We start from the raw sequence: 21,210 nt of genomic DNA on the forward strand, positions 1-21,210 counted from the left end.
GTGTTCTATGTTTCTGGTGCGTCGTTCCAGAGGTCGACGTGGAGCCGTGGTGTATACTGGTAGCCGTGCTCCATAGCCACCTCCGCAGCCACTTCACGCGTTTCCGCCAATCGATCCCGGGTCGCTCCCTCCGGCATCAACAATACGTCCGAATCCCGGATCGGAACACTGGCTGACTCCCGGAGGCGATCAACCAGCCGGTTGATCTCCGGCATATCGTCCCGGCCAGTCACCACGAACTTCAGCTGGAAGTCGTAGTTCTCCACCAACCGGCAGAGAGCGTCTATGTCTATCCGTCGATCCTTGTGCCGGTCCGCCCATTCGCCGTCGCCCTGTGGATCCTTCTCTTGGGTCGGCGTGCTGCTCGCCAGTTTTGGACTGATGCTCGCCAGGTCAATAGCGGTGTCTCGGTAGATGGTGCCGTTTGTTTCGACCGTTATATGATAGCCGGCGGCACTGAGGCGTTCTATCAGGGTGACTATCTCATCGTGAATCATTGGCTCCCCGCCAGTCACCACGACATGGCCTGCTTCCCCGTGGTCGTTGACACGATCAACGATAGTGCCGACATCGAGCCAGGAGTGGGTTGGCTGCCAGCTGGTATGGTACGAATCACAGAACCAACACCGTAGATTGCACCCGCTGGTCCGAACGAAAACGGTCGGCATCCCCGCAAGCTTCCCCTCGCCCTGCAGCGAATAGAACAACTCATTAACCGGCAACCCCTCTTGGGCTTCCGTAGTGGTTACATCGTCATCGATCGTTTCGGCATCCGAGCTTACCGGCATCGCTCTACACCGGCCCTCCAGCAGCAAGTTCACCAGTCTCCCGAACCTCGACTACGATATCACTGACCGTGTCCGGCAACGTTTCTTTAAGCCGTCGTTCAAGAGTGATTCCCATCACTTCGGCTGTCGGTGGCTGATTGAGGACGATCAGAGCATCGCCGTCGCCACTGGCCTCAAAAGCCTCGATCAGTGGATCACCCTTCTCCACGAGAAATCGGTGATCCCACTCAGATAATACAGAAGTGATGTCTCCCTTGTCGATGACCCACCCTTCGCTGGTCAGAGTGCCAGTTATCGAGACGCTGACTTTGTAGTTATGCCCATGAGGACGGCTGCACTTGCCGTCATGGTGTAGAATCCGGTGTCCTGTACTCAGGCGAATCGGCCGCTCACGTCCGACGTGTAAGGTTCGCTCAGTCTCGGAGAGATCCTTCGATGTGAAGAAGTACTCCTCAGATAGGTCTTGGGCCATACTGCAATATTATCTGAGGCATACTTAACTTTGAACCACTTGCCGAAAGTTATGGTAACTTCGGAAATGTGTCTGTGATGTGACGGTTTTGAGAACGAGAAGTTAATTGAGGGCAACGATAGAGTTACTACACAGGTCATTTGATGTCGGCATTCAGGACTCTTGGAAAGGCTACATACGGCCGTCGAGGCGAAATAGACACGCCTGCCGGCCGTATCCAGACGCCCGAACTTCTGCCTGTGGTAAACCTAATCGGAGGAACGACAACAGAATCCGGTGGTATCTGGCGGTATACCCGTCGCCATCTCTTCGAGAGTGACAGCGTCCAGGGAATTATGTTTCAAGCGATGTCGTTTCTCGACTACAATCTCACCCCCGACAATTTGGAGGAGTGGCGTGAGAAGCCGCTCAAACAGCATTTCGAGGAGAGTGACGTTGAACCAGGGTTTGATCAACCGCTATTTATCGACTCGGGCGGATTTAAGCTGATGAACTCGACGAAGTTCGGACAGACGCCTGGCGAAGGCGGTAGTGAGAACGACTGGGATATTTACACGAATCCAGAGAGCATCTTGGACTTGCAGCTTGACTACGGCGCGGATATCATTGCCACGTTGGACTTTCCGATTCCACAGAACCTGAATAAGGAAGAAACCACTGAACGGATGGAGAAGAGTATCGATAACGCGGTTGAGACTCTCCAGTTGCTCGACGAACGCGAACTGGAGGAGACGCCGTCGATGTATGTGGCCATACACGGCCACAACTACGAGGATGTCAACTGGTATGTCAGTCAATTTCTGGACCGCGCCGATGAACTTGATGAAGCCTTCGAGGGGTTCGCACTCGGTTCGCTCGTCCCTCTCAGTAGCTCCCCTGACACCTTGGTCGATATCGTCCAAGGGGCAAGAGACGCGATACCCGAGGACCGTTACGACGAAATCGCATTCCACGTCTTCGGCATAAGCGGAAGGCTGTGTCCTCTACTATCTCTCCTCGGGGTAGATACGTTCGATTCGAGAAGCTATCAGTACGCAGCCCGGAACAAGAAATTCATCCACCCAGACACCTGGCAACGGATTAGCCTGGATCAGATTGATGACTGGGATGACTGGCCCTGTGACTGCCAGGCCTGTCAGAACATCCACTTAGACGATATGCGACACGCCCTGCTGGAATCCGAGGTCAGTAACAAGCCCATCGAAGGTGAACACGGGACTCATTTCAAGAGCGAATACTACGCGCAGATAGCTCATCATAACTTCGAGCTGTACAGCCGCCAGATGCAACAAGTTCGTAACGCCATTGACGAGGGGCGTTTACTCGAACGTGTTGCCAACTTCGCTCAGGGAAAGAATATCGTAGAGAAGGGGTTGAAGCGGGCTCAACTACACAATCCTGAACTCCGTGAACAGCTTGCAGACATTGGTTATGAAGGGTTAGTTGCTGGACCGGATGACGAGACGTTCCAGACCAAGCTATCTAGCTTCCTCGAAGGGGTCGAGGACACGACACGCAAGAAACGGACCATATCGTTGAAGCACGGGCCAAATGACTTTGACATCCTCCAACGCAACGATTATCAGCCGCCGAGCGAGGCAGACGTACTGCTGATTCTACCCTGTAGCCAGGAGAAGCCGTATTCGGAATCACGGACACATCAGGCTGTCCTCTCCCGTCTTGAGGACTACCGTGAGCGATATCATAAGGTGTCCATCTCAGGGCTATACGGGCCGGTACCTGAGGACTTCGAGGAGGCCGACCCGGTGATGAGCTACGAATATGTATTGACGACTGCCGATGACGACCAAGTTGAACTTGTTGCGAACCGACTTGCTCGTTACCTGAACCGGTACGGTGAGCAATTTGACCAAATTATAGCCTACACCACGAACAAAGCCTACCGACGTGCTATCGATACGGCATTCAACCGGTATGGCCGCGGTGAAATATACCCATCTGACCCGCGAGCTCTTCAGCTGACCGAGCATTTCCGTAATGAAAATATCGACGAGCTCGTTGGCCGATTTGCCAGTTCACAGTAATACGTAACCAACCATCCTGCAGACGTCTAGTGGTTATCCCCAAGAACTAAGGTCTCCTCATGCGATCAGCAGAGTATATGACGTCGTTATTAGTCCAATCGTGTTCTGCAACGAAGGAACAGGTGGATACACCGGTTCCTGCTCTTGATTTGTACGATGGATACTTCTTCAGGATCATAAAGAAGGCATTGCGCACGGGTCGATTTCAGTCTGGAATTGACATTATGATTATATCTGCGGAGCACGGAGTTGTAGAACCTGATCAGGAAATCGAATATTATGACCGGCGGATGGACACAGAACGTGCTGACAAACTGAATGACCAAGTCGTCAGCGCTATTGCCAGCAAAGTCACTACTAACGGGTATGACAAGGTATGGATCAATCTTGGAAAGGACTATCTTCCCGCTATCGATGGGGTTGAATCTGCCGTTGATGTACCCGTTGACTATATCGAAGGCACCGGTATCGGAATGAAGGGAAAGCGGCTGAAGCACCTGGTTTCCAGTGGCCGTTCTATCCCGACGCACGGTGACTGACACTATGGTTTCGTTTGATATTGTTGCAGAGGCGGGCGAGGCAAGACGTGGACAGCTCCGAATAAATGACCGGACTTTAGAGACTCCTCACCTATTCCCCGTCATCAACTTCTACGGCGGTGGTAATGAGGGTGCTCTGTTCGGTGGCGGCGTTCACCGCACGGTCAAGGAATTCCTAACTCACGATAACGAAATCACTGGTGGTGAAGACTATAGTGACCTTTTCCGCGGTGTGATGACGTCGATCTCCTCGCTGGCCGACTATGGCATTCGAGAGAAGAAACTGGACTGGTATCTCGGCAATGAAATCCGCGAGTGGGATTGTTTCAGCGACTATAATGGGATGATCTTCGCAGACTCCGGCGGCTACAAAATCCTGAAGCAGGGCGGTCTAGAAGGTCAGGACTTTGAGAAGGACATCGACCAGGATAAGGCGCTAGATATACAGCTGGCTCTTGGACCAGACATCGTGGTCAATCTGGACCACCCGATCCATCCGGATGACGAGTTCGAGGAGCGGATCGAAAAGATGGAGCAGACAGCTGCCAACGCTGCTCGGTTCGCAGAGCGTCGTGACGAGGTTGACGGGGCCTGCTACCTCACGGTGCATGGCTATTATGAAGCGATGCTCGAACGATCCTTCGACCTCATCGAGGACGAACTCTCAGAACCAATCCCCGAAGCGTTCGATGGGATTGCGTTGGGTAGCCTCGTCCCGCGAAAAGACAACGTCGAGATTCTCGTCGAAGCAGTATCTGATTGTAAACGGGAGATGCAACAGCGAGGTTACGAAGACCTCCCTCTACACGTATTAGGAATCTCGGGGAACGCAATGCCGCTACTCGTTGCTGTCGGGGCCGATACCTTCGATTCTGCCTCCTACCTACACCAAGCGATCAACGGGAAGTATTGCGTCAACCTGTTCGAGACTGTTCCGATTGATGAAGCTAACTTCGACTCCTGTGAATGCCGCGTCTGTAACGACGACTTCCACCGAGCACGTATGCGGAACGAGATGGAGGACCTGTATCAGAAGGATATCCTCGGCTCGGTGGCAGCGCATAATCTCGCGGTTCAGCAACGGGAGCTTCGCAAGTTTCGCCAATTGATCGCTGAGGGAGACAAAGAACGGGTTGCTGAGTATTTGGAGGAGGCAGTGAAGGATCAGAAAGGCTTCCGGAAGTTCGCCTACCAGCTAATTAACGAACGAATTAACCCATACTTCGAGGAAATAGACACAACCTATGCATAAGACACCACAAGTCAACGAGGTCAACGAGTTCATCGAGATAGCTAGCGACTTTGAAGATCCGTTAGAGGTCATTAGGGAAGCTCTGTCAAATTCCTACGATGCGAACGCAACGCAGGTCGACATCAATATTGAACAAGATGACGAGGGGCGGAACACCTTGGTCATCAAGGACAACGGCCACGGGATGGACGAAGATGACCTCTCGTCGTTCTTCGACCTCGGGAACTCGAACAAAAATGACGCTATCGGGTACAAAGGCCACGGCACCAAGATCTACTACAAGAGCGATAAGGTCCGTGTCGAGACCGTCAAGGACGGGACGCGGATCGAATCGGTGATGAACCAGCCGTGGGCGAAGCTGAACAACCGCGAACTCCCCACGTACTCCATCGACACGACAGACGTCGACGAGCCATCACGTACCCGGATCGAGGTACACGGTTTCCGTGCTGGCCAGGGGTTCGACCCAAAACAGCTCACCTACAACAAGATTGAGCATTATATCAAGTGGAAAACGATCGGCGGGTCGACGGCGTGGTACTTCAACGACGACTTCCACGAGATGGAGATCAAAGTTGAGCTTTCACCCTCGATTGACGACACGCAGGATCCGATAGAGACCGATAACCGGTTGAAATTCCCGGCTGAAAACCTGGATCCGGACGGTGAGTTCGTGGCTGAAGAGATGTGTAAGCACTACCCACCACAGGAACTGACCGTCACGCTCGATGACAGCCGTGAATTGACGGTTGAGGTCGTCGGGATGGTCGGTGGTAAGGAAGCTCGGAACAAGCTGCCGACCTATGGGAAGCATTCCGCCCAATTCGGTATCTGGCTGGCGAAGGATCACATCAAGGTCGAACGGTACAACGATGCTATCGGTGCGGACAACGAGTTCTTCCACTTCTTCTTCATCGCTAACTGCCAGGGTCTCGAACTCTCCGCGAATCGAGAAAAGATCCGGAACAAATCCGGCGATGTCTACCAGGCCATCACGGACGAACTCGACCGGTTTATGACCAAAGTATGCCAAGATTCCTGGTACCAGAACTATATCGAACGCCGCAAGCTGGAGGACAAGAAACGCAGCATCCAATCGCAGGAAAGTACGCTCGAAGAACGTCTCCAGCGGACCAGGGATGAAGGTGGACTCTCACCATCAAATCCTGCGGAGGTCATTGCCGCCCTGGAACGATACAGTGCAAATGGAGCGCCGGAGACCGTCCGGATCGCAGACTTCCAAATGGATGATGAAGTGAACGCGATCCTTGAGACCGACAACGGTTTCGAGAACGCTGCCCTCCACGTCAAGCTGAGTGATTTCTTCGAGGAAGAAGCTGCACTGTCACACATCGACCGGCTCATCTGCTGGAAACTCGGTGACTTAGATGCACTCACAAAGATTGAACGCTCCTCATACCTCGGAGAACCTATCCGGTTCGACTTCCAGAGCAGGGAGGTCCATTACGGCGGGGACACGAAGCGGACGATCCCAATCTTGGAGTTAGCCGATAGCGTCTCTTCGTAGATCCTTGGTTAGAGGAACTCCTCAAGTTTGGCGCTGTCGCCAGCATGCCAGCTTCTTCGGGGCCGGATCTTCACAGGGACCATTTCCTCGCTGCTGTCGTTCATGACGTATGCGTAGCCGGGGTCTTTCGGGATGTTCTCCATATAGTGGCCAAGGGCATTCGTGTCGTGCAGTTCAGACACTTTGTCGCCAACCGCATCGGAGTCCTGTCCGGCTGTCAGCCGATGGATCACGACCGTGTCACACTGCGATAGAATCCTGCTGTCTAATGCGCCCGGCTGCTGGGTTGCCATGACGACTGAAAGACCTGGCCGCCGTCCCTGCCGAACCCACTCTACAAGCGGCTCTGTACTTGGGACAGTCTGACCCGATGGTGCGAACAGGTGTGCCTCATCGAGGAACAGCCAGACAAGGGGGAAATCAATCTCTGAGTCGGCACCTCGAATCCGGGCAACTTCCTCACGGCTGCGCTCGAAGCTCCGCTCATTATATGCTTTCCGAGCAAGGATCCCAGTCAACAGAGTCCGCAGGTTCCACGGTAATGCACCCGCGCCACTCAGATCGAGGACAACGAATTCGCCTCCTTTCACGATCTCGTCGATAGTGTTACCCGTGGAACTGAAGACACCCCACGAATCAGCCTTCTCCAACCGTCGGAGCAGAGCCTCCTTGATGTTGGCACTCTCCTCAGACCGTTCGACGCGTTCGATAACGTCGTGAAGGCCGTAGTACTGCCCGAATTCCTCTTCGACTTCCTCAATAACTTGAGCTAATAATCCGGCCTGCGCTTGCGTCTCATCGATATCCAGCACATAGAACCAGTCGTCCAAGGTGAGTTCCGAGGGGTAGAGCTCGAACCCCTCGTGGAAATACTCACTCACATCCTCGTAGCGTTCCTCCAGTCCCGCTGGATAATACACGGTGATAGGGTACTCTTCAGGCGTCAAATCCCAGTCGCTCAACGCATCCTTGGACTGAGTCTCAACCTGCAAACTCCAATAGATCCCCATCGCATCGACCACTAGACCCGACAGGTTGTCCTGCACCATCCTTGGCAGCGACATCAATTCCTCCATGAATACCCCGAGTGTGTGGGACTTGCCGGAGCCCCGCTTCCCACACACGGTTACCATATGCGGGTTATTCAGGTCAATATGGACATCCTCCCGCAACTCGCCTTGAGATGAGAACTTCCGGCCGATGTATCCGGCCAGTTGCTCGTTATCGCCACCGATGATCATTCTTCTTCACCTAGTTCACTTCGGACGCGTTGCTTAATTAGGGTTCGACGAAGGGACTGGATATCATCGTCCTCCCCGTTCAGGGCGTTAATGACCTGTTCAAAGTCCGAATCCGACAGCGCCATCAAGGAATCGTCAACATCCACTTCCTCCGTCTCAAGGATCGTATCGGGTGATTCTGATGCCCCATACCTGTCGAGCACCTCCGAGATCTCGTCCTCGTCGTAAGCCTCCTCTTCGATATGCTGCTTGATCTGGTTCCTCCACCTGTCCCACGGATTCTTAAACTGGTCGTAGTCGAAGTCAGTAGCTGATTCGTCGAGGGCGTCCTCGCAGCTATCTAGCACCCGGTCACCTTGCCCAGACCACGAACTCCCCTCAGGAAGCCGGTCCTCCTGATTCTCCAAGTACTCGCGTTCCTCCTCTACCTGTTCCTCAAGCTCTTCGATTTCGTCCCCGATCTCCCCAATGAGGAACTCCTTATCAGACTCCAGATCCGCAACGTCATCGTCCGCCTCATAGTCTTCAACGTCAGGTATGATCTGTCGTCGATGCCGTTCGAGTTCAGATACAGTCGGGTCCAGATCCCGCCCATCATCACTGAATTCGGACAGCACGTCGCCAATTGACAGATCTTCGATTAAGTCTTCGACAGTGGTTCGGTCATAGTGGTCGTTGACCGTCGAGACAACAGAGACATCGATATCATCGAGGTTCAGATCAGGATCGGTGCCCTTCAGTGAGGTGTAAGTCGATTCTAATTCCTCGACATCGTTCATCAACTCGTATACATCCTCAGCCGCTTCCAACTGCTCGACCAACTGCTCGACAGCCGGTGTAATCAGGAACAATACCTCGGTTTCCAGTTGTCCAAGGGGACGCAACTCCGCGATATAGTTGGGAACTTTGGTGCCGCTGAAAGCAGGACTGCTTCCCAGAGTCCTGAGCCGCTGGTCGAGATTGCCATGTTCTACGGAGAGGTCCGTATCGCAGCGTTCTTCTAAGTCATCAAGCCGGCCAGCTGCTGGGATATCATCGACGTCTGTGTAGGCCTCGCGGAGTGATGCAAGCTCGTCAGTATCAATGTCCTCTCCGCGGGCGCTCTTCAGCACCTGCTTCTCAACCGTTTTGCGGAGATTATCCTGGATCGTTTCCCATCTTGCTTCTTGATCGCTTTCAACGCCGATGATCGTCTCGGTATCGTCGAGAATCCACTCCTCGGTGTAGTCCCCAATGACGAACAGGAGGAATATGAGTGCCCGAGTAACGCTGTCGATCTCCGTCGTCCCGAAAATGAGGTCATACACCTCGTCTTCGGTGACCTCATCATCCTCCAGCATTTCTTTCAAGTCGTCTATATTACTCTGGAAGTTGGCTGTATAGTTATCAGTGATATCGCCATCATTCACGAAGGACTCGTTCTCCTCAAAGTCCTCAAGAGTATCACGGAGGTCATCACCAAACATCGGATCAAAGCTCAAATACGGATAATTAGGCATTATGGCCTCAGGGATGTCTGGGTCAGTGAATTCGAGCGAGTCCTCGTACTTCAGATGCTGCACAGCATAGGCGAGATTCATTGCTTCCTTCCCGTTGTAGGTGCCGTCGTACCCCAACCGGTTGAGAACATAATCAGATCTGTATATCCCGGATAGACCGTCATTCAGGTTTACCGGCGAGAAGAGGTAGTTGGTTTGGGTAAGCATCCGGAGCTGGCCGTCAGGGAGCCGTTCCTCGCCTGGATTTTCTTCCTCAAGACCTCGGATCAGACAGAGTTTCGTCCAGAGCAGGTACCGGTCGAATTCAGACGAACTGGGGTACTCCGAACGAAGCGTTGAGAGTACCTCTTCGGTTTGATCCCGTTCCGTCTGATCATGCCGAATATCCGGGTTCAGGTCATTTTCTAGGTCCTCAGCAAGGTCTTCAGCTCGTTCATAGCGTTCAGATACCTCATACAGTGCAGCGACATCGTCGTCCTCGTCGGCCTCTGTGAGGCAGACGATGAACTCAAGGGCAGTTGGCGGGTCATCCGATGAATCGATCTGCAGTTCCTCCGGTGTCTCCTTGAAGCACAAATAGACCTTGTCCGTGTAGCTCAGCTGGCCATCGACATCGAATTCGATGTAGCTTGAGCTATCCGCATCAAACGGGATGTCGAAGACTGTTCGGGCGTCATACCATTCCCGATAGAGCTGAATCGGGCTGGTACTTCGCAAATCTTCATCAGTGATGACGTCGTTGATTTCTTCGGAGAGATTGACCTCGGAGTCTGGAGCAGCTTCTGCCGTTAGTTCACCTGAGTCAAATATCAGGCTACCGTCATCATCAATATCGAAGTAATCGGTTCTCGTGCTTGCGGTGTCGATCAGGTGAGTTAATTCCTCGTCACTGATGTCTATCGTATACTGGTCTGCGAGGTTTCCCAGCTGTTCGGAACTGTAGAGAGCGGGATTTTGACTCCGGTACAGAATTCCGTCTTCAGCTACCGCAAAAAGTAGCCGTTGTTGCGTGTATGTACAGTCATCAAAGTCTCCCTCAATACGCTCCTCAATGCTATCTCGTCCCGGGAGGTCATCGAGGTTCCCGCGATCCAACTCTCCCAGTTCATCACGCACCTCGTCGCCATACCGATACAGCATGTCGAGGTCGATAATACCGTCCTGATCCCATCGCTTGAAATACTCGTTCGCAATCAGTTTGAAGTCCCGGAATCCCCGAACAACGCGGTCTCCGCCTTCCTCCCTGTACCCCTCTGTGATCGATAAAGCGAAATTCAGGAAATCCTCAGTGAAGGGATACACATAGGTCTCGTCATCGTCTGCATTCAGACGGGTTTCCCAGTCGTCCTTATCATAGTCTTGGAGCAGTGGAAGGGCGTAGCGGCGATATAGGTCGGCAAAGAGTTCCTTGCTCTCCTCCCGAGACAGGTCAATATTATACGCAATACTCTCTCTAACTCGATCGGTCAGGTCACTTCTTGCGTTCAGGATTTCCGGCCAGTCTTGGAGTGGGAGCGTATTTGCAATGAGAAGATATGGTGGATCCTCAACGTCTTCGAACCCCACCACGGACTTCCGAATCATTTTGCGCACAATCGCCCGGAGTTTCAGTTCTTCATCAGTCACCGGCCCGATATCGAATGCCTGCTCAAACTCATCCAGGCAGATAACCGGATATCGGCCTGTCTCCTCTTTATAAAGCCGAGTGAACCACGTAAGTGTCTCGTGGATATCTCCTGTAGTCAGCTCCTTCACAATCATTGCGACATCAGCAACCGTTGAAGGATCGTCAAACACCTCCTCCAGGCGATCCTGCTGTGAGGACGGCAACGCCTGAAGATCGCTCACCGTGAGATTCGCCTTCTTCTGTTGGAACTCATCAACTAGGTCACCTTCGGACAGCCCATCAGCAGGGGACACCAGTCCCTCAAAAACCCGTCCGAGCATCCGATTCGGGCTGTCACAGTCCTCAAGGCTAACCTCAACTGGATCAATAGGAGTCTCTCCATAGGTGAATTGATCATATTCCACCTGTTCACCATCCTTCGTAAATTCCTTCGATTGGCTGCACAGGTCAACCAGATTGTTCATCAGCACCGTCTTGCCGGAACCGTATGCTCCGTGCAGGACAACCCCCGGACTCTGTTTATCGGAAAGGCCAGAGTGGATCCCCCGGATGATAGCATCCCGCTTGTCGGTGAGGATAAAACCAGAGTCTGACTCGATAAAGTCCCGGAAATTAGGATGTTCGTCCGTAGCAAGGGTTTCGCAATCTCGCTCGAATCCCTTGATGGTCTGTGCCTCAAGGAGCGTGACGATGTGCGTTTGTGCTTGATCCATAGTATCTTTATGTAGAAGGGCGGACTCGGAAGCGCATTAGTCCGGATTTGATGTATGATTCCTCGGGGACAACATAAACACGGCGACCAGCGACGTGCTCTTTAAGTGGACGTGTCATCAGGACGATTTTATCTCCCTCCCCATCATCTTCATCATCTGGACCGACGAACGCGATATCGAAGTCGCCGGAGAGACGGAACTGGAGCTCGTAGACGAATTCGAATACAGATCCCTGGGCAGCTTTGGCGTCCCCTGCTGTTACGATAACGAGTCTATTCCAGGGTTTGTTCAACTCGTCCATTACGGGTGCTACAAGCGCCATGAGAGGTCAGTCGACTACCTCCATAATTTTCCTGCCGTGGTACCTACGGGTTGAAATATGTCCACCGTCCTCTAATTCACCTAACACTTCATCGATGCGTGATGAATCCCAGTCAAAATCCATTTTCAGGATATGTTCAAGATCCGAATACGGCATATGGCGGTCATTCTCTTCGAGAATCTGTAACACGATCTCTTCGTCATTCTGTCGGAAGTAGAGGTACTGCGTGGGGTCGATTTTCCATCGCCGGCCCTCCTTTTTCAGTATTCCCAGGTCATTGAGAATGCCGCCGATCGTCCCTGCGGTGTTCGAATTCCCCTTTGCATCGAATTTCATCATGTCATTGATCGCATTTCCTCGGTTGGTGCCGAGATCGTAATTCCGCTCTGCAATTCGTTTGTCGACACCTTTGATGGCTCTCCAGAAATATACGAAGTTGTCCCGGGATTTCTCGACTAGGAGTCGGAAGGCAGCGACATCCTGAGGTGAGGCCTCAACGAGGTCACGCCCTTCCTCGGTGAGATAGATCCCGTCCTCACGTTGTTCGATGACTTCTACGGAGCCGGCGTATCCGGGCAGCGTGAAGGTGAACCACTCGTCCAGCGGATGACTGAATAGATTGTTGTCGCGTTCTTCGTTGATGGTCTCCATCTGTTCACGGAGCTCTTCTTCAGTGATACCGGGATTTCTGGAGACTAAGCGGACAAACCGCTGTAGACCTTCGATAACCCGTTGGTTCCCTAACTGGGGGAGAGCGAGATCCAGGTCCTCTTTCTTTGCCGCTGCTCCGACAGCCTCGTCAGTACTGTCACTCATGATTGTAGTTCAAATTCTAAGCGGACACCACATAATTCTCCAAGTGACGTCCCGCCGTGGTGGCCGTGGTCGGTTGCCCGTGGTCCCTTAACCGCATACCGTGACAGCGTCCCGATCGTTGGCGAATCAAATATTGCCTCGCCCGAAGGTAGATCAACGTCAATACCGGGCTGCTGTTCCAGTCGTGTCATCGTGTCGTTTTCGACACTACTCGTCCATCCGTACATGTACTTTGACCCAGAGTTTAGATAGGGCTTAACCCGGACTGCCTCCGCGATTGTCTCATCTGAGAGTGTTTCGTCATCCGAGATATAGCGACGTGCCTCATCAAATGGAATTGATCGGCCCGAGCCTGCGAGGCCAAGGGGGACACGGGTCGTATTGGATCTGGTTTTCCCCTCTAACCGTTCGCAATTCAACTCGAATACCTCGTCCACATCCAAGGCTTCCGTCAGCATGGACGTATTGAACCGGTAGTCGGATCGGACAGAATCGATGATTTGCTCCCGCTCATACGTGGTGATTTTCCCGTGGTCCGATGCAACAACGAGAGATATGGATTCAGACTCAAATTCAGGTTCTGCATCTTCGTACGCATTCTCGATAGCTGATTCAATATCTTCGTAGATCTGATCAATAAATCCCCCCAGCGCCTGGTAGTAGTTAGAGAACTCAGAGAAATCGAGCGCCGTGTGCAGGAAGGAATCGAAATCGCTGACGTATAATACGAAATCCGACTTCATCGCCTCTCGGGCTTCTGGCGGCCGGGACGGATCAGTGTACACCTCAATGCGTTGCCGAAGCGCGTTCTCTAGTTCACCAGTCAACTCTTCTCTCACATCACGGAGAGATGCCTGCGACCCGGTCAGATCTCGTGCCGTTGTCTGGCGAATATCCGCTATCTGCTCGGCAACTCGTGTAATGCCCCGTTCGGAAAGATGGGTGGACTGGATGAGCTCGAAACTGTGGGGGGTTGTCCGGTCGATGAAATCGAATGCATCGGAGCCATAGTCCTGATGGAGGTCATAGACATTGTCGCCCCGACGCGGCGCCCATCCATAGATTCCCGTCTCGGAGGCAGGAAGTCCAGAGAGAAGTGTTGCCATCGCAGAGGGTGTATACGAGGGAAGATTCGAATAGAGCACATCGACATCCGCAGGGTCTCTCCCCAAGGCATCCAACTGCTGAATCACCTCGAAGTCTATCAGGCCGAAGCTATCAATAACCAGGAAGATGCGGACGTCGCTCTCCGACCCCGGTTCTAACAGATCTGCGATGTGGGGATGCTCGTTCGAGCTGACAATTTCTGGATAGGATGAGACAACAAGGTCGGTAAACGCATCGTATTTCCGCACCAGCGTTGTCAGCAAATCCGACTCAGACGGAGCAGTCGGTGTCGATTCCAAGACGAACTCAGACCACCGACGAAGGAACTCAGGAAGATTCTCCAACGAGACTTCCATCGCCTGGATCTCTGCCGCTTCTTCCTCCAACTCAAGGTGATCGAGCAGCCGGCCCCTCGCCTCATTCATCACGGTCAAGTGAGGATAGGCAACGACCTCCTCCGCTTCTAATTCCATTGCCGCCCGCCAATACGGTACAGCAATATCTATCCACTCCTCACCAGAGAGTTCCTGGTTAACGGCTTCCCCACCAGAGATCATAACAAGCTCTGTAACGTGCTGGAGGAAACGCCCAAATCGATCAAGGGCGTCCCGGGTCGGTCGCTCCCCCAGTTCGCCGCTCGCAAGTTGCTCGGCCTCGTCACCAAAGGTATCCTGAGCTGCGGCGAAACGCCGTGATATCTCGTCGTCGTCAGCCCCAGCAAACACGAGCCCAAAGTGGGACGCTAAAAGCTCTCCTGCATCAGAGGGATCAGCGTACCGTAACTCGATGTCATCGCCGCCGATCTCGTTGACCGCTGCCTGCAGCGTATCGATAAAGTCCCGGTCAACTGTTGTCGGGGCAAGATCCTCGATATTCCGTGAGGATTCCCGAGAAATCACGGTTTCCAAAGCTAACCGCCGAAACGTCACAATCACCTCCTCCCCCAGCTGCCGAAGATGCAGTAAGACATCGCGCTTCCCCGTGCCTGTCGGGATATCTTCGCCATAATGATCGACACACTGCACGGTGAAGACGTTCCGCTGCTGATTATCTTCCAGCCGATCAAACACCGTCTTCTCCTGGAGGTTCAGAACACGCAGAAAGAACTCGGCTAATGGTTCAGGAGCGTCCGAGAGTTCATCGTACTGGATGTAAACATCCTCATAAACGTCTTCCTGCGTTCGCTGCAGTGCTCCAGTGTCGACCGTTTTCCCGACAGCACCGGCTACCACAAGCCGGGTCAGATACTCAGCCAACGACAAATCGTGTCTATCAAGCGAGGCATCGACTGTAGCCCCGTAGGCCTCTCGCTGAGCAACGTTCGAATCCTCAATCCCCAACCGCGCGAACTCCAAAAACGATGAGCCGACGACATCGTCTCGTCGATCGATGAAGGCGGGCGGACAAATAACAACTGCAGAGTTAGCGCCCGGCTCGCGGGCTATGAAATCGATCGCACTGTGTACTGTTTCTTCGAATTCTTGGAAGGTACGGGGATAATGAAGACATCGCACGGAATCATCCGCGAGTTCTGTTAAAAACGTCCGGCCCAGCGGAACGGGGTGTGTAGATGGAACGTAGTACAGGATTCCGACCGTTTCAGTGATCTTTGAGCTGGTTTCGGTGAGGTTGGTAATACCGTCGAATTGGAGAGAGGGTTCAGCAGAATCCTCTAAATCCGTGATCATTGTCTAATCCACTGACTGCCCGGCACTAAGTGTTTGCCCACCGCCTCTGTCAGGGATTAGACAATCTGTTTCAGGGGCACTATCTAGTTCTGAATCTCGGTAGCTGGCGTTCGTCCATCAGGCGCTTGATTGGGTCGATCCTGGTTGTAGTAGTGTCTGAACCGCCGCAATCACCGACGAGCTCTTGACTGACTGCCCCGCCAAAATGAATGAATGCGGTCAATTCGCATCGCCACGATCTGAAACCACTTTTTGATGTGGTTCCGCTCTGTGTAGTTGACCTGACCGCTCAACTCGTGGCAAGCAAAGGCAGTTAGATAGCCACCAATATCGACGAGAAACTCTTTGTCGGCGACATCCTGTTTCTCGGTGAGGCGATGCAGGAACACCGCCGCGGGGTCAGTCCCGCGGCGGCTGAACACGTCAACTTCGAGCAGCAGTTTCGAGTCCGTGTCGATGGCGGCGTAGAGCCACTGTTCCTCGCCATCTACTTCGATCTATTTCTCATCGACTACGACCGTGACGGCGCTGCCATCAGCGGATCACACTGTTTTTTTTCGGTGTCGTTTTCTTCCAGTACTATATCATTTGGTGACAGCGATCGACACCCACCCAGTCTAAGACAAATTCGACTTCAAGCAACGATAGCCTCATCGAGTGACTTCGCACCGCGAAACAGCGTACGGATGTCGGCGTGTACTCGTTTGCCCAAGTATCTTGATTCCCCACGTCTAAGCGTTCTCTGAGGAGGTCTGCGAGTTTCATGGACAGAACTCATTACGACCTCCTCGCTTCTCAATCCCTCAACTAGACAGTGCCCTTATGTCTATTATGTAGTATTGCGAAGTGTCCAATAATCGGTGGCGGGTGTTAATCGATCTGTTGAACTCGCAGTCACATCCGAATGCAGAATGCCACTGTGACGAAGCATCATTTTAAATTGATATACTGTTGTACTCTGGTAGACATCGGCCGTTTTCAGCGCTTCAGGAGATAGAGAATCATCTTCTGAGAACACTTTTTCCCGAGCACCGCTACCTTGCCGGATGAATAGTTCAACCGTGTATGCGGGGCGCTTGTCGTACATAGACTGTACGAGTTTAGGCAGTGTTGGACCAGCTGTTGATTCTTCGATATTGGTACTGTCTGGCGTTTCCTTTTCGATGGTATCCACAAGGAATGGAGTTGCAGGATATTGGAACAATAGATTTCTCGTAAACTCACCCCACCCTCTATGCTCTTCGATCAAATCTTCCTGTTTTCCTCGGCCACCCCAGTCATCCATTTCTTCAAGGGTATCCCCGACTGTGCCATGTGTTCTTAATGCAAATCGAATTACTTCTTTGCCCAAAGATGTGACTACTAATTCTCTACTGTGGTCACTTCTAACAAGTCCTAAAAATTTAGCACCAGACTTGCCAGATTTGAACCCATGAACGATATTTGACTCAAACAACTCCTCGCTCCCTCTATCGCTTGCAATCACTAATGGAATCCCGAGATATGTCTTTGGATGATTGTAGTGGAATGATTGATCAGCGATTCGTTGTGCACCGGCTTGCCATCGGACAGCAGACGCGGTGTCATCTGTCGCTACCCCTTTTGGAACGGGTGGTTCCCGAACAGCGACATCATTATCTGTTACTGCTAATAGACCAATATCTAATTCCCGGGCCAATTGACGGGTACGTCCAGTAATTGCAGTTGAGGGAACTGTCGCAATAGAAGCATTACTCTCAGATAGCCGGTCGTACGCCTGCAGAATTGCTTTTTTTACTGGCACTTGCGTACCAGTCCGCTGCTTGGTCTCTCCCTTCGCTTCTACAGCAATTACCGGAAGTGAATCTTGGGGAATGTCTAGGTGCTCTATGAACGCGGGCGGTGGCCCAGCAAATACCATATCGGGGTAGCCGGATCCAAGTGAGACATGGTTAAACGGTGAAAGAACATCCCGGATTTCAGGTTCGATTGACCCAACATTCTGCCATTCGTCTTTTCGAAACTGTGTGTCTACAGTTGCATAGCGAATTGTATCAGCTGTGGATGGAATCGCATCAGAAAGCATGAACTCTTTCGTACGGGCCAGCACTTTCGGTTCAGATAACATTACAGCACCTTTGGGTTGCTAAATGTGACCAAGTGTATTAGACCTACTGTCTATTATGAATATGTATAACTTATTATTTGCAACTAGTCGGCACTGAAGAAAATATGGATAAATTCTCCCTATCAGTGGTACAAGAGGGTTCTCAAGAACAGAGCCGGCAAATTTCGATTTAAGTATTCAAGAGTTTCGTGACCCCCTCGGATCCTCCACTAAGCGCCAGAGAGCTGTTGGTTCGTGAAGGTATTCGATATAATCTGCTGCGTGTAAGCGATCAAGCCTTTTTGTTACTGTCGGACGAGATAATCCGGTGAAGTCTACCAGTGAACCAGTAGTTAGATTACCCTTTTCAACGAATTCGTCAATCACCCTCTCAGTGTTCTCATCGATCTTGAGTGGCATTTGTTGGTATATATTTTTGCATCTCCATTATTCCCACCACATTAGATGTGTATTTACTATTAACCTTTACTATCCGTTAAGCATATAACTAAGGCCGCCATAGGAATGAGTGAACACCCGGTCCCGTTGGGGTATTTGTACCAAAATACCCGCGTGTTGGATCACGCGGGCCGGGTTCCCACTCCAAAGGTAAGAACCCATGCACGACATAGAGTTCGCTGGACAAGAGTCCGATGATCAGCTGATTAAAGATATAAGCCAAATAAAGTTGATTGCGCTCGGGGAAGGGGCCGCGGCTTGCGAAGCCTGCGGTGAAAAACTGCGGGAAGGCGCTCCGCTCGTTGCGTTCGCCTTCCGGCTGGCCGACCAGCCGACCTTCCAGTTCGGGCACGTGAAGTGCACTGAGTGTCGGCACGAGCCAACGGAGTACTTTACGCTCGGCGTGCGCGAACTCGTGCTTGACGGCCGCGTCGGGACCTGTGCTGACCCTGCAACACAGTCGTCGTGGCCGGTCCTGCTGGCACCACGCCCACGCGCGGTGAGCCCGGCGGACACCACAACAGTACAACCCCTACCGGGAACCACGTGGTTCCGACACCCAATTGCGCGGAGCGACGTCTTCGCCGCGGCGGATCGCCCATCGACGCGCAAGCCTTGGCAGCGACCGGTGGTGCGGGCTGACAGCACCGAACGCGATAGTACATCCGAACCAGAATCCGAGCCGGATTCGAAGGGTGACGATACAGCCGAAACCAGTGCCCCTCGCGCAACTGCGGATACCCGCGGAGGTGCTCGCTGACGATGCACGGGGACGAAGACACGCAGGCCTTCGATGCCTCGCACCTCGACATCGACTTCGAACTCCCCCGATCCGTCGATGAGATGCTGTTCCCGGACATCTACGTCGGCCTCAATATCGATCTGCTTGCACCGGGTGATGGGATCGTCACGGACCGACATCATGCCTCAGCGGATCGGTACGAGGCGGATGATCCGCAGAATCAGATTGCGGGGCAGATTTCGCCGTTCACGTTGTCGGGGTGGCTGCGCCATGGGTGTGAGCGGGTGGTGCAGTCGGCGGGCGCGACGGCGTGCCATCCCGGCGAGTCGAACGCGGATTACATGCTCGAAGACGTCTATGACCGTGATCTGGATGCGGGGTATCACGAGAAAGGCACTTGTGTTGATGGCGATGCCGACGCGGGCTGTGTCATCCACGATTTGTTCGGTGGGTTCGGTGATCGGGCGGGGCGTGTTATTCGCCGGCCGGTTCGGTTCTCACCGATTCGACGGCAGGTGGATGTGACGAAGGGCGAAGCCGAGGCTCATTACCGGCAGCTCAACACGCAGGTGCGGTCGCGGAATGCTGAGGATGAGGGCCAACCACTCAGGCAGGCGACGCGGGATGTCGTCGGGAATCTGGTGGGGACATGGCGACTCACGCTCCGCGAGTTGAAACCCGAATATGTGGGTCTGCTCGTCGAGGCGATCGCGTACTTGGATGCGCATAGTGATGAGTACGCGATGCAACTGGGCGGCGCGCGAAACTTCGGTGCCGGGATTGTCGACGCCGAAGTGGTGAATCCGCTGTACACGGACGCTGAACTCCGGCGTGTCTACAATCGCGCGCAGGATGCGACGAGCGGGATGGCAACCAAGGACGATGTCTGGCGTGAGCAGTGTCGTGAGGTGTTCGTGCGGGCGTTACAGGAACGGATGGCTGCTCGTGATGGTGACCTGCCGGTGCCTGACGGTGACAGTGTGTCGGGAGGTGAGTCGGCGTGACGGGGTCGGACGGCGGATCGTCTGGAGCTGACGGTGGGGATGGCGACGAGGCTACGGGCGCGGATGAGGATCTTGATGGACTCCAGCCGGTTTCGACGACGCTCCGGTCGGCGCAACACCGAGGATCTGACGAGGATGCTGCCGGGTATGATCGAGAAGACTCGGAGCAATCGGGGCCTGATGTACCAGACCCGGACGGATTGAATGAGATTCAGCCGGTTTCGTCGGAGTTGCGTTCGGCACAGAGCCAGGCTGGTGCAGGCGATGCTGGGATGGCCGATGATGCGGGCGAAGATGATGACGTAGATGCGTCGGATACCGGCGGGAGTGACGATGACTGATTCGTCGGCGGCGACTGCGGGTGCTAGTCGTGACTCTGCTGACAGTGAGGCCGCGACGGACGTGGATCCGATGCTGGCGGTGTATCGTCACGATGTGCATAAGCTGCGGGGGCAGGCGCACGCAGCGGCTTGTGAGCGGGTTGTTGAGGTGAGAGTAAACGAGTCAGTGCCGTTGGGTGCGGATCGGGATGCGGCGCTGCTGAGCCGCCCACATGGCGAGCCGGAGCAGACGGTGGATGCGCACGCGGCTCCGTCCCGGATATCACTGTTGACTGGTGACGTGGTGATGACGGGCGCAGTGGACGCAGATGGTCGTGGGGCGGCCGTGCGGGAGTTAGTCCGGATCGAGGAGCCGGTGGCGATGCACGAGGCGTGGTTGTCGTCAGATGTGGCGGCGCTGTTCAACGAGTCGCTGTATTACCCGTACACGTCGCTGAAGTACCACACGTTGCTGGCGGCGGCGCTGCTCGATAATTACCGCGCAGGCTTCGGGTTCGAGGAGTTGTTCCTGGCGGTCGAGGAGTCGGACGGGCCGGTGACGCCGCACCGGACGGTGCTCTCGGTACCTGGAGTTCGGCTGTGCGTGACTGGCGAGCCGGGCGATCGTCCAGCCGCCCGCCTTGGTGATGGGCCGGCGCGGTGCTTCGCGGACGTGTGGGCGCGCCTGCCGGTGCACCCGTTCGATGTGGATGGTGAACGGGTGTGGCGGGTGTTGGATGCGCAGTTGCGGCGGATTCGGTCGTGGTCGGCGGCACTCCAGTATATCGAGGAGTTCGTTGCGGCGTACGGTGGCGGGTCGAGCGACCGTGGTGGGCGTATCGACTCAGGTGGTGATGACCGTGGTGCGTGAGAGAGACGCGGTCTGCGAGCGACGGCGTGCGTGTGGACGGGTGCAGCGTGGACGGGGTGATGACACTGGAAACGGGGTATGGGGGTTGTCG

17 protein-coding genes and 1 pseudogene are annotated in these 21,210 nt (G+C 53.7%); 7 read left to right on the plus strand and 11 right to left on the minus strand.

Going from position 1 to position 21,210, the window contains the following annotated elements; genetic code table 11:
* Nucleotides 1-5 precede the first annotated feature (5 nt).
* Nucleotides 6-788, minus strand: coding sequence for a 7-carboxy-7-deazaguanine synthase QueE (locus P1K88_RS13815; RefSeq protein ID WP_276414148.1), 783 nt, complete (start codon nucleotides 786-788; stop codon nucleotides 6-8).
* A gap of 4 nt (nucleotides 789-792) precedes the next feature.
* The gene (locus P1K88_RS13820) at nucleotides 793-1,260 is read right to left on the minus strand and encodes a 6-pyruvoyl trahydropterin synthase family protein (protein ID WP_276410810.1); all 468 of its coding nucleotides are present in this window, start codon (nucleotides 1,258-1,260) and stop codon (nucleotides 793-795) included.
* Nucleotides 1,261-1,403: 143 nt separating this feature from the next.
* Between P1K88_RS13820 and P1K88_RS13825 the strand changes: the two genes are divergently transcribed.
* Genes P1K88_RS13825 through P1K88_RS13840 form a run of 4 tightly spaced genes read left to right on the plus strand, consistent with a single transcriptional unit; the run spans nucleotide 1,404 to nucleotide 6,624 of the window.
* Complete coding sequence (locus P1K88_RS13825) at nucleotides 1,404-3,305, plus strand: tRNA-guanine transglycosylase (protein ID WP_276410811.1); 1,902 nt, start codon at nucleotides 1,404-1,406, stop codon at nucleotides 3,303-3,305.
* A gap of 59 nt (nucleotides 3,306-3,364) precedes the next feature.
* Nucleotides 3,365-3,844: a DUF6884 domain-containing protein gene (locus P1K88_RS13830; protein ID WP_276410812.1), complete on the plus strand. Its 480-nt coding sequence runs from the start codon at nucleotides 3,365-3,367 to the stop codon at nucleotides 3,842-3,844.
* 4 nt (nucleotides 3,845-3,848) lie between these two features.
* Nucleotides 3,849-5,096, plus strand: coding sequence for a tRNA-guanine transglycosylase (locus P1K88_RS13835; protein ID WP_276410813.1), 1,248 nt, complete (start codon nucleotides 3,849-3,851; stop codon nucleotides 5,094-5,096).
* Nucleotides 5,089-6,624, plus strand: coding sequence for an ATP-binding protein (locus P1K88_RS13840; RefSeq protein WP_276410814.1), 1,536 nt, complete (start codon nucleotides 5,089-5,091; stop codon nucleotides 6,622-6,624). The genes P1K88_RS13835 and P1K88_RS13840 overlap by 8 nt, the downstream gene beginning before the upstream one ends.
* A gap of 8 nt (nucleotides 6,625-6,632) precedes the next feature.
* On the opposite strand, the gene P1K88_RS13845 is transcribed toward P1K88_RS13840, so the two are convergent.
* The 9 genes and pseudogenes from P1K88_RS13845 to P1K88_RS13885 form a co-directional block, all read right to left on the minus strand.
* Nucleotides 6,633-7,865 (minus strand): ATP-binding protein, encoded by a 1,233-nt coding sequence (locus tag P1K88_RS13845; RefSeq protein WP_276410815.1) that lies wholly within the window; start codon nucleotides 7,863-7,865, stop codon nucleotides 6,633-6,635.
* Nucleotides 7,862-11,704, minus strand: a complete 3,843-nt coding sequence (locus P1K88_RS13850) for a hypothetical protein (protein ID WP_276410816.1) — start codon at nucleotides 11,702-11,704, stop codon at nucleotides 7,862-7,864. Before P1K88_RS13850 ends, P1K88_RS13845 begins: the two co-directional genes overlap by 4 nt.
* Before the next feature lie 7 nt (nucleotides 11,705-11,711).
* Nucleotides 11,712-12,005, minus strand: a complete 294-nt coding sequence (locus tag P1K88_RS13855) for a hypothetical protein (RefSeq protein WP_276410817.1) — start codon at nucleotides 12,003-12,005, stop codon at nucleotides 11,712-11,714.
* A 27-nt stretch (nucleotides 12,006-12,032) separates the two neighbouring features.
* Entirely contained in the window at nucleotides 12,033-12,842 is an 810-nt protein-coding gene (locus P1K88_RS13860) for a hypothetical protein (protein ID WP_276410818.1), read from the minus strand.
* The gene (locus P1K88_RS13865; RefSeq protein WP_276410819.1) at nucleotides 12,839-15,637 is read right to left on the minus strand and encodes an alkaline phosphatase family protein; all 2,799 of its coding nucleotides are present in this window, start codon (nucleotides 15,635-15,637) and stop codon (nucleotides 12,839-12,841) included. Before P1K88_RS13865 ends, P1K88_RS13860 begins: the two co-directional genes overlap by 4 nt.
* Before the next feature lie 83 nt (nucleotides 15,638-15,720).
* Nucleotides 15,721-16,402 (minus strand): annotated as a pseudogene (locus P1K88_RS13870) (DDE-type integrase/transposase/recombinase).
* A gap of 64 nt (nucleotides 16,403-16,466) precedes the next feature.
* Entirely contained in the window at nucleotides 16,467-17,744 is a 1,278-nt protein-coding gene (locus P1K88_RS13875) for a hypothetical protein (protein ID WP_276410820.1), read from the minus strand.
* Nucleotides 17,745-17,921: 177 nt separating this feature from the next.
* On the minus strand, nucleotides 17,922-18,143 hold the full coding sequence (locus tag P1K88_RS13880; RefSeq protein ID WP_276410821.1) for a winged helix-turn-helix domain-containing protein: 222 nt from the start codon (nucleotides 18,141-18,143) through the stop codon (nucleotides 17,922-17,924).
* An 88-nt stretch (nucleotides 18,144-18,231) separates the two neighbouring features.
* A complete protein-coding gene (locus P1K88_RS13885) occupies nucleotides 18,232-18,534 on the minus strand; it encodes a hypothetical protein (protein ID WP_276410822.1) in 303 nt (100 codons plus the stop codon).
* Here P1K88_RS13885 and P1K88_RS18595 point away from each other — a divergent pair.
* The 3 genes from P1K88_RS18595 (at nucleotide 18,415) to P1K88_RS13895 (ending at nucleotide 21,119) form a co-directional block, all read left to right on the plus strand.
* Entirely contained in the window at nucleotides 18,415-18,942 is a 528-nt protein-coding gene (locus P1K88_RS18595) for a DUF8112 family protein (protein WP_473092253.1), read from the plus strand. The genes P1K88_RS13885 and P1K88_RS18595 overlap by 120 nt on opposite strands.
* A 2-nt stretch (nucleotides 18,943-18,944) precedes the next feature.
* Nucleotides 18,945-19,928, plus strand: a complete 984-nt coding sequence (locus P1K88_RS13890) for a hypothetical protein (RefSeq protein WP_276410823.1) — start codon at nucleotides 18,945-18,947, stop codon at nucleotides 19,926-19,928.
* A gap of 333 nt (nucleotides 19,929-20,261) precedes the next feature.
* Nucleotides 20,262-21,119 carry a DUF8168 family protein gene (locus P1K88_RS13895; RefSeq protein WP_276410824.1) on the plus strand — a complete coding sequence of 286 codons (858 nt, stop codon included), beginning with the start codon at nucleotides 20,262-20,264 and terminating at the stop codon, nucleotides 21,117-21,119.
* Nucleotides 21,120-21,210 lie beyond the last annotated feature (91 nt).

The sequence above is a fragment of the Haloarcula halobia genome, from assembly GCF_029338255.1.
Lineage (GTDB): Archaea > Halobacteriota > Halobacteria > Halobacteriales > Haloarculaceae > Haloarcula > Haloarcula halobia.